Annotated in this window: 12 protein-coding genes and 1 pseudogene; 11 read left to right on the forward strand and 2 right to left on the reverse strand. The window is 56.0% G+C overall.

Annotation, left to right across the window (positions count from 1 at the left end):
* Window positions 1-153 precede the first annotated feature (153 nt).
* Both MW046_RS13705 and MW046_RS13710 read left to right on the forward strand, forming a co-directional pair.
* Window positions 154-420, forward strand: a complete 267-nt coding sequence (locus MW046_RS13705; protein ID WP_247995146.1) for a hypothetical protein — start codon at window positions 154-156, stop codon at window positions 418-420.
* A gap of 21 nt (window positions 421-441) precedes the next feature.
* The gene (locus tag MW046_RS13710) at window positions 442-639 is read left to right on the forward strand and encodes a hypothetical protein (protein WP_247995147.1); all 198 of its coding nucleotides are present in this window, start codon (window positions 442-444) and stop codon (window positions 637-639) included.
* A gap of 168 nt (window positions 640-807) precedes the next feature.
* Here MW046_RS13710 and MW046_RS13715 read toward each other — a convergent pair whose 3' ends face one another.
* Window positions 808-1815 (reverse strand): DUF5784 family protein, encoded by a 1008-nt coding sequence (locus MW046_RS13715; RefSeq protein WP_247995148.1) that lies wholly within the window; start codon window positions 1813-1815, stop codon window positions 808-810.
* Between the two features lie 153 nt (window positions 1816-1968).
* A pseudogene (locus MW046_RS13720) lies at window positions 1969-2199 on the reverse strand (transcription initiation factor IIB); the annotation flags it as partial.
* 1344 nt (window positions 2200-3543) lie between these two features.
* Between MW046_RS13720 and MW046_RS13725 the strand changes: the two are divergent.
* The 9 genes from MW046_RS13725 (at window position 3544) to MW046_RS13765 (ending at window position 13820) form a co-directional block, all read left to right on the forward strand.
* Window positions 3544-4317 (forward strand): IclR family transcriptional regulator, encoded by a 774-nt coding sequence (locus MW046_RS13725; protein ID WP_247995149.1) that lies wholly within the window; start codon window positions 3544-3546, stop codon window positions 4315-4317.
* Window positions 4318-4411: 94 nt separating this feature from the next.
* Window positions 4412-5425 carry a Bug family tripartite tricarboxylate transporter substrate binding protein gene (locus MW046_RS13730; RefSeq protein ID WP_247995150.1) on the forward strand — a complete coding sequence of 338 codons (1014 nt, stop codon included), beginning with the start codon at window positions 4412-4414 and terminating at the stop codon, window positions 5423-5425.
* A gap of 16 nt (window positions 5426-5441) precedes the next feature.
* Complete coding sequence (gene tcuA, locus MW046_RS13735) at window positions 5442-6860, forward strand: FAD-dependent tricarballylate dehydrogenase TcuA (RefSeq protein WP_247995151.1); 1419 nt, start codon at window positions 5442-5444, stop codon at window positions 6858-6860.
* A complete protein-coding gene (locus MW046_RS13740; protein ID WP_247995152.1) occupies window positions 6857-7453 on the forward strand; it encodes a tripartite tricarboxylate transporter TctB family protein in 597 nt (198 codons plus the stop codon). The genes tcuA and MW046_RS13740 overlap by 4 nt, the downstream gene beginning before the upstream one ends.
* Complete coding sequence (locus tag MW046_RS13745) at window positions 7453-8958, forward strand: tripartite tricarboxylate transporter permease (protein WP_247995153.1); 1506 nt, start codon at window positions 7453-7455, stop codon at window positions 8956-8958. Before MW046_RS13740 ends, MW046_RS13745 begins: the two co-directional genes overlap by 1 nt.
* Window positions 8955-10151 carry a PrpF domain-containing protein gene (locus tag MW046_RS13750; protein ID WP_282190237.1) on the forward strand — a complete coding sequence of 399 codons (1197 nt, stop codon included), beginning with the start codon at window positions 8955-8957 and terminating at the stop codon, window positions 10149-10151. Before MW046_RS13745 ends, MW046_RS13750 begins: the two co-directional genes overlap by 4 nt.
* Before the next feature lie 917 nt (window positions 10152-11068).
* Window positions 11069-11314, forward strand: a complete 246-nt coding sequence (locus tag MW046_RS13755; RefSeq protein WP_247995154.1) for a TetR/AcrR family transcriptional regulator — start codon at window positions 11069-11071, stop codon at window positions 11312-11314.
* The gene (locus tag MW046_RS13760) at window positions 11311-13677 is read left to right on the forward strand and encodes a PEP/pyruvate-binding domain-containing protein (RefSeq protein WP_247995155.1); all 2367 of its coding nucleotides are present in this window, start codon (window positions 11311-11313) and stop codon (window positions 13675-13677) included. The genes MW046_RS13755 and MW046_RS13760 overlap by 4 nt, the downstream gene beginning before the upstream one ends.
* Window positions 13629-13820 (forward strand): PEP-utilizing enzyme, encoded by a 192-nt coding sequence (locus MW046_RS13765; RefSeq protein WP_247995156.1) that lies wholly within the window; start codon window positions 13629-13631, stop codon window positions 13818-13820. Before MW046_RS13760 ends, MW046_RS13765 begins: the two co-directional genes overlap by 49 nt.
* Window positions 13821-13909: the final 89 nt, after the last annotated feature.

Genomic DNA, 13909 nt, shown 5'->3' on the forward strand with positions numbered 1-13909 from the left:
GGAGGGTATACACCGTGATGACGCCTTGAACCGTGACAGTGGGTAACGACGAACTGGCACTGTTTTCAAGTGAGCGACAATACAACAGAATCACAAGTTTCGTCATCGCTTGAACACCCGAACGACTATTGTAACTGTTTATCAAGTAGATGTATGGTCCTCAAACGGTGGACATCTGTACTACTACATAATTTGATATTTTGGGTGGCGCTTGCGTTGTTCGGTGGCGGACTACTTGTCCCCGAATCGGTCGTGATTCGAACGGGGGGTCTCAGCGTGGGCATTGTTCCGGAGGCGGTCTCGGTTGCGATGATCGGTGTTCGCTTCGGTGGCCTTCTCATCGTGGGGCGGATCGTCGTTTCTATCCTACTCCTCATGTACAGAGAAGGGCGATATGGATACGCCAAGGGGCGACACTGACAGGAGTGGCAATCATCCCGATTGAACCGCATCCCCACCGCAATCGATGACGAGCACGAGCAGCAGATCGTCTTGAAGGCGGTCACCTATTTCGAGGACGGGATGATACCGTTCGATACCTTCTATGCGGCGACTGCCGAAACTCGCGAGTTGCCGATTTGCTCGTTCGACAAAACGTATGAGGATGTTGATCCAGCTCCCGTTGGAACCACAGCGTAGTAAGGAAGAATAGCGGTAGGTGACATTACCGAACGTCAGCGAGGACGTATCGCTGCCGACGGATTGGCTGACTCAGCCGCGATTGAACAATCACTGTATCCGGTGTCGACCGTCAATCGGCAGAGTCGTGTTTTGTTGTCGGATAGTCATGGTTGTCGAGCACCTATCTCAGTCAACGAACGTGAGCGCCCCCCCAAATTCGAGTGGGATCGATCCCTTCCGGTAACCCTCAATCAGACCACTTGGTCGGGCGCGATAGACGATGACTGGCCGGTGGTGAACAGCCGGTTGGTCGTTCCGAACCGCGGCCCACTGCTCCCCACTAAAACTCGAGCAATCAACGAAGAGGATAGCGCCTCCTCCATGTTTGGCGAGCTGTCCATTTGTTTTCGTCTCGACAGTATCCCGAACAGCAGCGACGGGACCGGCGGCGACGCGGGTTTGGGGCTGCTGTGGACGGGTTACCTCGACGAGGACGTTCGTCGCGGCGTCGGTCGCCCGGTAGTCTAGGGAGTGTCCAGTCGTCACTTCGATCTCCGGGACAATGGTGTAGCCCGCATCGACGATGATCCTCGCGGCGATGAATTCGCCCATCGCGGCACTCATGCGGACACGATTGACATGATCGCTGGTACCGAGTTTGCCGGCCATCGTGTGTCGATACTCGTCCAGCGCGCCGGTAGTAAGAACGTCCTCAAAGAATCGAGTCGTCTCACGCCAGCTGGCATCTGGAAATCCCGCCGCATGATCTCGGAAGAACGCTCGCGTCGAGTCACGACCGTCTTTCGACATAAATACCGGCAGGAAAAACCACGAAAGGTGAGGGTAATCGGCGAGCCACGGATCCTCCTCGTGGAGTGTTGCGAGGAGTTCACGCTGGGCCCAGCGCGAGACGTGATAGGGTACTTCGTCCCAGTCGAATTTATCAGTCTGCCAGAGCGAATTCGGTGTTTCGGTGTTGCCCATCCAGTAGGCCTCGCCGTTCTGGCGGGCGAACAACGCGACATCTCCGTTCGTCATCTCAAAGCGGTGGGTATCCCATCCCCCATTGATATCGAACCGAGGAGTCACTGCTCGAGCACCGATATTGCCCCGGAGCGGTTGAAGAATCTGTTGTCGAACACGTTGATCATCCCATGATTGGGACGAATAACGAAAGCGAAGCGGCTGCGCCACAAAGAATAGTACGGCATCAGGCGGGATACGTCTTGTCTTCAATTCACTGTTCTGTCTCCGAGATAGATCGATTCCAAGTCCGTAGAAAAGAGAGATCACCACGTCGTTCACCGAACCGTGATGGTTCGATGAAACTACGCTAGGGGCTGTCCATCACCTCGATCTATTCTTGATAGGGTTGTGGATGGTCACTATGGTTACCTCTGCTACTGCGGCGACCTCGCGTTGGGTCTTCTTCTCGTTACACAGTACTGTAGCGGCGTAGATTGCCACCGTAACGTATTCCGTTGGCGATTTACCGGAAAGCAGGCCGCTCTCTACGGTGGTGTCAATGATCTCGTTTGCTTTGACTTCTTCGGAGAGATCGAGCGCAGGGCAGAACCTCCTACTGGCAGTGGCCTATTGGGATCGCTATCGGATATCCTATAGTCGAGGCATCACCGGTGTGGGATTTTCACCACCTTCCCTTGACAATACCAGCATGGTAGTAGTACTCCCCAAGCGTAACGTTGGTGTGTTGTTGCCGATCGTGCCAGCATAAGTCGGTATCTCGGAAGCCGAACAGGTATTGTGTGCTAGTTCGGCTGGGATCAACGTTGCTCAGATTATCACGCTGGGCTTTGGCTTGTACACGATGTATCTGATCCTGAAAGGCTTGATTCGGGTGATGGTGGGGACAGACAACGCAGGTGCGACAGAGTTGGTTGGAAGCGACGGGATCCGTCGGACGGATGCTGCTCCCGGGTATGGCCGTCAGTAAGTCCAAGGCGGTATCTTGTCGTGTGTCGCGGCGTTGATGCCGGTGTTCATTCCTGTGTTCCTGGCCGTGGTGGGGATCAACGTCGTCGAATATCTGCTATGATGATCAGTGTGTAAGTCTCGGCTCCGCGTCTTTCCGTGGTTATTGTCTTTTTGTCCAGTGGAAGCACACTTGATCAAACACAGTATCCACACACCGTACGCCTCCGCCCCCATTAATGATGCTCTCTACAACCAACACTGCGGGGTAAAACGTCATATTCGACGACAAAGCGCTCGCTCGGCTCTGCTGTGCGAACGTAGGCGTGGTACCACGAGTTTAGAGAATGCATCCTCATGTTGGGCCGTCGCCACCCTCGAACGCACCTGCTCAACACAATGAGCCCAGCCATACCCTATTCAACAAAGCATTCCAGTCTCATCTCACATCTACTCATCATTGCTATCAGCCTACGTACTTGTAGAAGCAATTGGACACAACTGTAGTAAGACGTGGTCCAACGCCTCACATAGGGCCATCTGTAGTTCGTATCGCCTTCTGTTGGTAGTGTACGTCGAAGGAGACAGCAGTCAAAGATCGCCTAACGGGGAATGATAGCTGGTGTTTATCCTTCTGCGCGCGAGTTAAAACCATTTTAATATCTATTAATTTAATATATACAAATACAATATAACCTTGGAGATGTTAGATACACATAATTGTAATAGAAATAAACTCCAATAGTGCATTTGACTCTCGTGATTGGTGCTACCTCGTCACCGACTTACACGGATATAATTAGATAATCATTCAAATTATATTTAGGACTAACGATCAGCAGATCATGGCTCAACAGTAATACAGCCCGTATATTCCCCGCTGCGTAGGAGTTCAGTGCTACTATACTTAGTGATCGCTAACGAAGATTGTGAATGTAGGATTGGTGTTAGTTCACAATATGTAAAGTCATATGAGTCCAGTTGGGTAGTATGAGTGAATGGGAATCACCGGGACGTTCCCTGAAGACAATCGAGACGGCCACGACGATTCTTGATACAGTGCAGCGACTTGAGGGTGCGAAGCTGAGTGAGATTGCGGTTGCAGTCGACCTTGCTGAGAGTACCGTCCATGGGTATCTAACGACTCTCGAATCGCTCGGCTACCTCACTCGCAACGACCAGGGCTATCATATCGGACTGGAGTTCCTGAACAAGGGCGGGCACGCCCGAGCTCGAACTCCCGCATACGAGCTAATCATTCCGAAGGTCGATAGTCTCGCTAGCCAAACTGGCGAACGTATCCAGTTCATTGTCGAGGAGAATGGCTATGGCTACTACATCCATGTGGCGACCGGAGAGAACGCGATCTTAGTTGATGCGCATATCGGCAAGCGAGTGCACTTACACGCCAGTTCTGCTGGAAAGGCGATCCTCTCAACGCTCCCCGAAGTACGTGTTGACGCTATTCTCGATCAGCGGGGGATGCCCAGCTACACTCCGGCAACGATCACGACCCGAGCGGATCTTGCTGACGAACTAGCAGCGATCCGTGAGCGGGGCTACTCAATCAGCAACGAAGAATCAATCAGTGGATTAACAGGGATAGGTGTACCGATCCGCTCTGATACTCGTAGAGAACCAATCGGTGCGATCAGCCTCTCTGTGTCTCCACATCGCTTGGATAACGATCACTTTGAGGATGAAATCAGCAATACCCTTCTCAGAACAGTCAACGAGATCGAACTCGATCTACAGTACCGCTGATGCTATCTTCACATATCTCGGATCGTTCATCATAAGGAGACATCGCTCTAAATAGGAATATTTATATATGTGGTATTGACTGGACTTCGTTGCGATGAGTGATAGGCAATACCGTATCTCGCGGCGGTCGTTCCTGGCGAGCACGACGATCGGTATCACAGCGTTGGCAGGTTGTAACAACAACAGTGGCCAGGTGGGAGCAGCCTACCCAAGCGAATCGCTCTCGTGTATCGTTCCGTTTGGCCAAGGCGGCGGTACTGACACATACGCTCGGCAGATTATGCCTAAGCTGTCCGAGGTACTCGATGTGAGCGTTGCGATCAGGAACGCTCCTGGTGCGTCTTCATTGAAAGGTACCGGTGAACTCGTCCAGACAGAGTCGGACGGCTATTCATTCGGTGTGTTCAATCCTCCCTCAACACCGATCTCCTATCTCGTCTATCAGCCGAGCTGGGACATACGCTCGCTCGTTCCGGTTTGTACGTACGGACAGACTCCGTATGCAGTCTTCGCTCGGAGCGAGCTTGGGGTTGAGGGGCTACGTGATCTCGTTGAACGCTATCGAACCGACGAGTTATCGATCTTCTCCGGGCTCGGTCGCGGGGGGATCGTTCACGTCGCGGCCAACGTGATGCGAACGGAATACAACCTGGAGTATGACCGCTACGTCAGCTATGGCGGGGGTGGTCCCGCTATCAGAGCGGCTGTCTCGGGTGAAGTACCGATCGTTGCGACGACAGATACCGCTGCGTCGGGTGCGGTAGCCTCGGGTGATCTCGAACCCATAACCATTCTTTCAAGTCGAGGAAGCTCGATCTTCCCAGACGCACCCTCCCCATCCGATGAAGGATTTTCGAGCATCGATTACATCGGACAGCTCACGAGGTGTATGTTCCTTCCACCAGGGACAGACACCGGGAAGCGGGCAACCCTAGAGCAAGCCGTGCAAACGGCTCTTCAGAAGAATTCGGCCCAGAAATGGGCAAAACAAACGGGTAACACCGTCGAGTTTGGCGATCACGAGGCAGCGAGAAATGCGCTTAAACGATCGCTCGATACGATCCAACAGCGCATCAACATTGATGAAATAATGAATGGAGATACCTGATAGTAAGAGTGATACCATGAACGAAACCAAATATATCGACGAACGGACGTACGACATCGTAGTTGTGGGAAGCGGCACCGCCGGTCTTGTCGCCGGACTCAGAGGTGCTGAGCTCGGACACTCGGTTGCAATCCTCGAAAAAGCCCCCGCAGACCAGCAGGGGGGCCATACTCGGTTCAGTGAGTCCTTTCGAGTACCCTCAGTCGGCACCGATCTTGGACAGGGCTATGAGTTCGCAGTCCAGGACTACACAACCGAGGATTTCCACGCGGATGTGATGGCCCAGACGAACGGTCGTGCCGACGAGGACCTCACAGCAGTGCTCGTCGAGCGCGCTGGTGAGACTATCGAGTGGCTCACCGCTCAGGGGGTTGACTGGCGGATGGAGCCACTTGCCGTCGGTTATACAGCAGCCCGGACCTGGTTCGATGGCGAGGAGTACGTCGAAACGCTCACTGAGGCGGCCACCGACTGTGGTGTAGATGTCCATTACAATACCGCGGCGTCCGCAATGGATCGCGCTCCGAATGGTGCGCTCCGGAGCGTTGACGCTCGCTGTCCGGACGGACGGATTCGGTTCGATGCGGATGCGGTGATTCTCGCAGCGGGCGATTATGGCTCAAGCGATGAGAAACGCGTGCGCTACTACGGCCAGAACTACGACGCAATGCCCGTCCGCGGGAGCCGACATAACACCGGCGAAGCGATCACGATGGCCGAGACCGTCGGTGCCCGCCTCGTCGGTCAGTGGGGCGGCGCACACATGGCGCTCATTGACGCCGATGCTCCCGCAGTCGAAGGAGGGGCAAACCGTGTCGATGGCTACCAATACGGACTGTTGGTGAACGATCACGGCGAGCGTTTCGTCGATGAGGGAGAAGATGCCCGGGCACATACATATGCCAAGTTCGGTCGGCGCATCTTTGAGCAGCCCAGTCATGTCGCCTATATCGTCTTAGATTCGAAGGCCCACCACCTTGCACGGGCGACCGGCCCCTCTGATCCGACCACGGGCACGGATCTGGAAGCCGTGCTCGCCGAAGCAGGCTGTAGTGAGCCAGCAACCGGAGCCGAGACCATACGCGAGTTCAACAACCACACCACCACCTCGGAGTTCGATCCCGAGACGCTTGATGGCAATCGGATTGAGGCGATCACGCCACCGAAATCCAACTGGGCAATTCCGATCGACGAGCCGCCCTACTACGTTTATGCGGTCACTGGTGGAATCACGTTCAGCTTCGGTGGTGTCGAGATAACCACCAACGCGGAAGTACTTGATACCCGGGGGGAACCGATCCCTGGTCTGTACGCAGCAGGCAACAGTACAGGGGGGCTGTTTTACGACAACTACCCTGGTGGCACCGCTCAGACGAACGCAGCAGTCTATGGGAAGATCGCCGCCGAATCCGCGACTGAATATCTGGATTCATGAGTCACGAACGTCGCTCCGAGGGTGAAGAAACGGGCCGCTTAGAGCCCCTCGTCGAGTTCGTTCGTCTCGTCGATGGCGGGCGGGTACTGTTCTGGACCATACTGCTCGCGGCGGGCTATATGTTCATTACAGCCAATAGCTTCAGTGCAGATGCACGGCTGTTCCCACGGCTCACGTCCGGTATCGTCTTGCTTGCTGGTGTTGCCCACATCTGTGTTGAGCGGTTCGATGTGGCCGCGACGGTGGCCCGTGTTGTAAGTCCTGATACCAGAGCGAATGTCCGTGATGCCCAAACGACGACCGCGGATACATCAACGGGAGAGGAAACGACGGCATCGCCAGCGAGCGATCGCGAAAACGCCGCAACTGCGGATCTCGATACGATGCTCGTACTCGCTGCGCTCATCACAAGCTACATCATCGCTGGCTATCTCGTTGGCTTGTTCTGGATCACGCCGTTGTTTGTGATTGCCTATATGCTCTATGCCGGGCAATCTTACCTGCGAACACTGTTGCTGACGGCACTCATGATCGGTGTCGCCTACGGATTCTTCGGTATCATGAATCTAGACATCATGACGGGGGTGCTCTAATGGTTGCTATCGGAATTCTGATCGATGCGATTCAGACCACCTTCGGTTGGCCAACCGTCCTTTTTCTCCTCCTCGGTGTGGTTATCGGCATGATCGGCGGAGCGCTCCCTGGCGTCGGCGGTGCACTGACGCTGGCGATCATCACGCCGTTTACGCTCCAGTTCGAGAGTACGACCGCGATTGTCTTCCTCATCAGCGCCTACAATGGTGTGATGTACGGTGGAAGCATCTCCTCGATCTTGTTCAATGTCCCTGGAAGCGCCTCGGCAGCCGCAACCTCGCTTGAAGGCTACCCGATGACCAAACAGGGGCGCGCGGTCGATGCGCTTACGATTTCAGCGATCGCCTCGGGGATCGGAGATATTCTCGGGGCGCTGGTTATCATCCTCTTGCTGCCGGTGATGGTCTCGATAGTGTTGCTATTCGGTACACCGGAGTATTTCCTCATCGCGGTGTTCGGACTCTCGCTAATCATCGTCGTCTCAGAGGGGACCTTCCTGAAGGACGTGATGGCGGGCGGATTTGGTGCGCTTATCGCCACTGTCGGGATCGCGCCGATGTCCCCGACGCCCCGATACACCCTCGGACACTTTGGTCTCTACGATGGTGTCAATTTCGTCGCTGCACTCATTGGTATCTTCGCTGTCTCGGAAATGCTCCGGCTCAGTCGCTTTGAGGGCAGCATTTCCAAGGAGAGTACTGGGCTCGATGGAAGCGTCACGAGCGGGATTCAGAACGTCGCTTCAAACATCGTAGCACTGGTAAAATCGTCAGCGATCGGTCTCGGAGTCGGAGCAATCCCTGGCTCGGGAGGCTCCGTTGCGACGTTCATCGCGTATGGTGAAGCAAAGCGCTCCAGTGATAGCCCTGATGCATTCGGCCATGGCGCTGAAGAGGGAGTTGTCGCCACAGAATCTGCGAACAACGCAACCGTTAGCGGAGCACTCATCCCAACGCTCACATTCGGTATTCCAGGTAGTACGACGACAGCAGTCCTCATTGGAGCACTCTTGTTACATGGTCTCCGTCCCGGACCAAAGCTGTTCGGTGATGAGATCAAGCTCACCTACTCGATCTTCGTGACGATCCTCATCTGTGGTATCCTGATTATGGCGATCGGACTGCTGGCCATCCGCTGGATGGGCTACATCACAACGATCAACACTGACCTGATCATTCCGGCGATCATCGTACTTTCGGTGCTCGGTGCATTTTCACTCAATGGAAACTACACCGACGTCTTCGTCGTGCTTGTGATGGGAGCGATCGGCTATCTGATGAACGCACACGGCTATTCGATCATTGCACTGCTGTTGGGATTGATCCTCGGGCCGATTGCCGAGGAGAACCTCTATCGTTCACTTCAGCTCAGTGGCGGAAACTTCGATATTTTCGTCGCGAGTCCACTCCGGATCATCCTCGTCGTGATGACGGTACTCGTTATCGTCGGCCCGTACCTGCAACCAGCGATCGATGTGCTCTGGAAGAATATTTCTGAACAATGACACGGGATGTAGATCCTGCGAACATACCGGGATACGGATCGAGGACGGCAGCCAGAGCTGGCAGTCAGGAGCATCTCAAGTGTGCCCTGGTCCGTGGTGGGACGAGTAAGGGTATGCTGATCCGCGGCGGTGACCTTCCTCTTGAGCACCAGGATGAAGCGATTCTCTCGGTTTTTGGCAGTCACGAACCCCGTCAGGTTGACGGGATCGGGGGGGCAACCTCCACAACCTCGAAGCTAATGATTGTCTCGCCGAGTTCGCGGCCCACTGTCGATATCGAATACACGTTTGGTCAGGTCGGTGTTAAAGAGGCGATGATCGACTACGGAGGAAATTGTGGGAACATGACCACGGCCATTGGTCCGTTCGCCTACGATGAAGGAATGCTTGAGATTCCGGAGGAATCGACACTAACAGAAGACCCCTACCGACTGAGTCTCACCCTCTTTAATACAAATACGGAGACGCGTCTGACACAGACATTCCCCGTTAATGGGAGGAGAGCTCTCACCGAGGGATCGTTTTCTATCCACGGTGTCCCTGGAACAGGCGCTCGGGTCGATACCACGTTTCACGATCCGAGCAGGACGAAAACCGGCGCACTGTATCCTCTTGGTGGACCAACAACGACACTCGAAACTAGCACCGGGTCAGTCGAAGCGACAGTACTCGATGTCACGACGCCCGTCGTCTTCGTCCGAGCAGAAGCACTTGGACTCACCGGCACAGAGCGTCCCGACGACATCGACAATGATTCTGCGCTACTCGAACGTATCGAAGAGATCCGCTCGGTCGCATGTTCGCGTCTCGGGATTGTTACGAACGCCGCACAGGCGACTCACGATTCGCCGGGCTTCCCGAAGCTCGCGTTCGTCACCGAGCCACAGTCCTACGAAACGGATACGGATTGTGTCAAGGCAACCGAGATCGACCTTACCGCTCGAATCATGAGTATGCAGTATCTCCATCCTATTTACGCAGTGACTGGTGCTGGCTGCACGGCTGCGGCAACACGCCTTCCAGGAACGATCCCTAACCAGGTCGCTACGGACACCACAGAGGAAGTGGCTATCGGTCATCCACAAGGTATCATGACGGTCACTGCTGATGTCGAAGCTGAGACGGTGAATGCAGTAACTGTGTCGAGAACACAACGACGTCTCATGGAAGGTAACGCCTTCTATACGCTGTAGCGCCACACTACGGTGTTGGATCGTCCTCTGGGGAGGGTGTCATTGGAGTCCATCTCTATCTCAGCTTTCCTCCTCCTTCGTGTGGTAACTGTTCTATGACATCGCTGAGAAGCAATCTGACCCGATATAGATGTTCCGCCTCTCGAGCTACAGTGGTATCTGTGGTGTCGTGAATCCCGTTACGGTGATTAAATCGAGCCTCCACAGCCGAGGCGGAGGATACGTAAATTCGACTCACAGTCGCTTATCAAGCTCCTATCCGCCCGAAGAGAGACGCGCGGCATCTCTCAGGTATTCACCCCCTGGATCATATGATTCATGTTTTTCGGCCCCTGTTGAAGAGCCGACACCGCTTGTGCAGTCAGCACCGCCACACCTCGCTGCTACTGCCGTCACGCGACCGAGAGACAATAATTTATACCATGAAGTGCTTGCGTTTCTTGAAGCCGTTCTCAATACCCCACCGATGGCGATACCACTGGATCACCCGATCGATGTGGATGAACGCCTTCGCATCTATCTGTTGTTCGTCGGTATTGCGCGCACGTCGGGATGGTTCGTCTCGGATACCAGCGGCACATCCATGCCGATGATCCTGAGCACCGCCACTAGTAGTACTGGTTACCATCCTTATCCCCGAGGATGTCGTCCCCGTGGTCCTCTGCGTCGCCAGTGCACGGAAAGCCTTGTCCGAACCCGTCGGTTGGCTGCCTCGTCACATTCAACGGTGACAAAGCGGTCGGAACAGATGATGGTGTTGTCGATCAGCCTATTTGACGAAAGAATATAATGGTCATATAGCATAGATTGGATCATGGCGACGAAACGACGGTGCACGACTGGCGGTGTAGCTTGGCATCGTGCGCGATACAGAGGGAAGATACTAACAATTCACCTACTGCTTCACCAGCCCAGCCATGCCGACCTTTACTGAGGAGAAGCGCGAACGAGTCCGAGAAGCGCTTTGTGACACCGGGCGTGGGCTCTTGGGTCGCTATGGCATCCGTAAGACATCGATCTCGGAACTCACTGAGGCGGTGGGAATCGGAAAGGGCACGTTCTACCAGTTCTACGACTCGAAAGAGGAGCTCTACGTCGACATCCTCGCCCAGTACCGCGAAGAGGCCGTTCCTCGATTGCTGAACATTCGAGGCGCACGATGACCCAGAGGACGCGATCGACGAGCTATCGGAAATCGACCCGGCGGACACGAAAGCGATCGCGGATGCAGGGGCCGCCTCCGAATCCGTATTCGAGAACAGGATATCCCACAAGAGATGCGATCGAGGACGCCCTCGACGCGATGGCGAACGATCCGGAGCAGGCGTATGCCGTCCGCTCTAGTGCCACCGCCGAAGATCTTCCGGCGGCGTCGTTTACGGGCCAACAGGAGACGTTTCTCAACGTCCGCGGCACAGATGCCATCGTCGATCGGGTGCGTGCGTGCATGGCGAGTCTGTTCACCGATCGTGCGATCACCTACCGAGCCAGAAACGACGTGTCCCACGAGGAGGTCGCGATCGCGGTCGTCGTCCAGCGGATGGTCTCTCCCGACGTGTCTGGTATTCTCTTCACCGCCGATCCACAGACTGGCAATCGTCACATCGCGTCCATCGAGGCGGGGATCGGTCTCGGAGCGGCGTTGGTGTCGGGGGAAGTGACCGCCGACACCGTTCCCGTCGAGAAGCGGACCGGCGAAATCCTCGACTACGAGGTTGGCGACCAACAGGTCGCAGTTCGACCGACTCCGAACGGCGGCACCGAGACGGTCGAACTCGATTCGACCGACCGGGTCCTCACCGACGAGCAGGTCCGGACGCTCGTGGAGCTGGGCGAGGAGATCGAAGCGCTGTTTGAGGGGCTACAGGACATCGAATGGTGTCTTGAAGACGGGGCGTTCTCCATCGTCCAGGCCCGCCCGATCACGTCGCTCTTTCCCGTACCATTGCCCAAGCCGGACGACGATCGCCTGCACGTCTATTTCAGTATGGGGCATGTACAGGCATTTGCCGAAGCGATGCCGCCGCTCGTCAGGGACGTCTGGAAAGACTTCACCCAACTCTGGGTGATGGAGTTTGGGATAGATGCTGACACGCAATGGGCCGTCGAGGCCGGTGGGCGGATTTACGTGGATATGACACCGCTCTTAGGAGTCAGTGTTCTTCGGCGTGGGGTCCCGAAGTGGCTATCAGCAACGAGTGAACCTCTCAGCGCTGCTGTCAATGATCTATTGGCCCGACGCGGCGAGGCGTTCAAAGAAGAGCGGACTGTCCGTGAGACACTCACGCTGTTGCGTCGGTTCGCTGGCGCGGTTTGGACAGAAGGACGGCCGTTGATCGCAACGATGCTTAACGGGTTCTTCGGAGCGTTCGTCGGTGAGCCGAATCCTCCAGACCACGAGGAAGCCATATGGAACACATGGGGAGAAAACGTTGCTGCCTACGTACGTGCGCCCGAAACACCCGCTGAACGTGCTCGTGCCGTCTTTGAGACCGACAATAGTGAGCTTACCACCTATCCGCGCATCGGCTCGTTGTATGCTGCCATGGTAGCAGAAAAATTGCTCCAGCAGCTGTTTCCGGATGCTCCCAAGGCTGTAAACGATGTCGGTAGAGGCTTTCCGAATGAGCTGGTGACACGGATCAACCTCGGACTGGGGGACCTCGCGGATGTGGCGCGTGACCATCCCGCTGTTGCTGACGCGCTGAGAGAGGATGCATCGCTTGCAGAGATCGAATCCCGAGAGGGTGGTGAGGCGTTCCGAGCTGCGTTTGAGGATTATCTTGAGAAGTTCGGCCATCGTGTGACCGGCGAGTTGGATATCAGCCGTCCGCGATGGTGCGAAGATCCGTCTGGACTGCTCGCGACAGTTCGCGCGAACCTCGACCACGAACAAGCAGGCGAACACCGCAAGCACCTCCGCCAGATGGAACAGGAGGCGAGCGCAGCGGCCGAGCGTCTCGAACAACAGGCCGACCACGGACTCCTGGGTTCGATCCGGAAACGACTCGTCCGCCAACTGATCCGGACGTATCGGAACTACGTTCAGACCCGCGAATACCCCAAACATGGTACTGCGCACCTCTTCGCAGCGTGGCACGAAGCATCCCGGGATGCCGGAGAAGTGCTCGTCGACCAGGGTCGCTTGACCGATCCTGACGACGTTTGGTTCCTCCGAAAAGACGAATTGTTCGCCGCGCTGGAGGGCGACTCGATCGACGTCAATATCGCGGCCCGGCGCGCCGAATTCGAGCACCAGACGACAATGGATGCGCCGCCGGTGCTGACGAGCGAGGGTGAAGCGCCGAGCGCGAACCCCGAACGTGCGCGGATGTCCCGGATGGTGCACTCGTCGGAACAGGCGTTTCGAGCGGCGTCGTCGAAGGGACGGCCCGCGTCGTTCACGATCCCACAGGCGAGACGGTCGAGACCGGTGAAATCCTCGTCGCGCCCCCCTCCGATCCCGGCTGGACCCCGTTGTTCCTTAATGCGGCGGGTATGGTCGTGGAGGTCGGCGGCCAAATGAGCCCCGGCGCACTCGTCGCACGGGAATACGGGTTGCCCGCGGTGGTATCGGTCCCCGAAGCGACCCGCCGCATCGAGACGGGACAACGAGTGCGAATTGATGGCACCCAAGGAACCGTCGAGATCATGGAGAACGGCCAATGACGTACCATCTCCCGGACCCCGTGCTCGTCGTCGATGGGCTCTTGGGATCACTGGCTCCCCTTCGAACGGCTGGACGTCGTCTGCTCAAG

Origin of the sequence: Halocatena salina (genome assembly GCF_023115355.1) — an archaeon.
GTDB lineage: Archaea > Halobacteriota > Halobacteria > Halobacteriales > Haloarculaceae > Halocatena > Halocatena salina.

Bases quoted from the DNA above. Each gene is read 5' to 3' on its own strand.
- MW046_RS13705 (WP_247995146.1), top strand. From the start codon at position 154: ATGGTCCTCAAACGGTGGACATCTGTACTACTACATAATTTGATATTT.
- MW046_RS13725 (WP_247995149.1), top strand. From the start codon at position 3,544: ATGAGTGAATGGGAATCACCGGGACGTTCCCTGAAGACAATCGAGACG.
- MW046_RS13730 (WP_247995150.1), top strand. From the start codon at position 4,412: ATGAGTGATAGGCAATACCGTATCTCGCGGCGGTCGTTCCTGGCGAGC.
- tcuA (WP_247995151.1), top strand. From the start codon at position 5,442: ATGAACGAAACCAAATATATCGACGAACGGACGTACGACATCGTAGTT.
- MW046_RS13740 (WP_247995152.1), top strand. From the start codon at position 6,857: ATGAGTCACGAACGTCGCTCCGAGGGTGAAGAAACGGGCCGCTTAGAG.
- MW046_RS13745 (WP_247995153.1), top strand. From the start codon at position 7,453: ATGGTTGCTATCGGAATTCTGATCGATGCGATTCAGACCACCTTCGGT.
- MW046_RS13750 (WP_282190237.1), top strand. From the start codon at position 8,955: ATGACACGGGATGTAGATCCTGCGAACATACCGGGATACGGATCGAGG.
- MW046_RS13755 (WP_247995154.1), top strand. From the start codon at position 11,069: ATGCCGACCTTTACTGAGGAGAAGCGCGAACGAGTCCGAGAAGCGCTT.
- MW046_RS13760 (WP_247995155.1), top strand. From the start codon at position 11,311: ATGACCCAGAGGACGCGATCGACGAGCTATCGGAAATCGACCCGGCGG.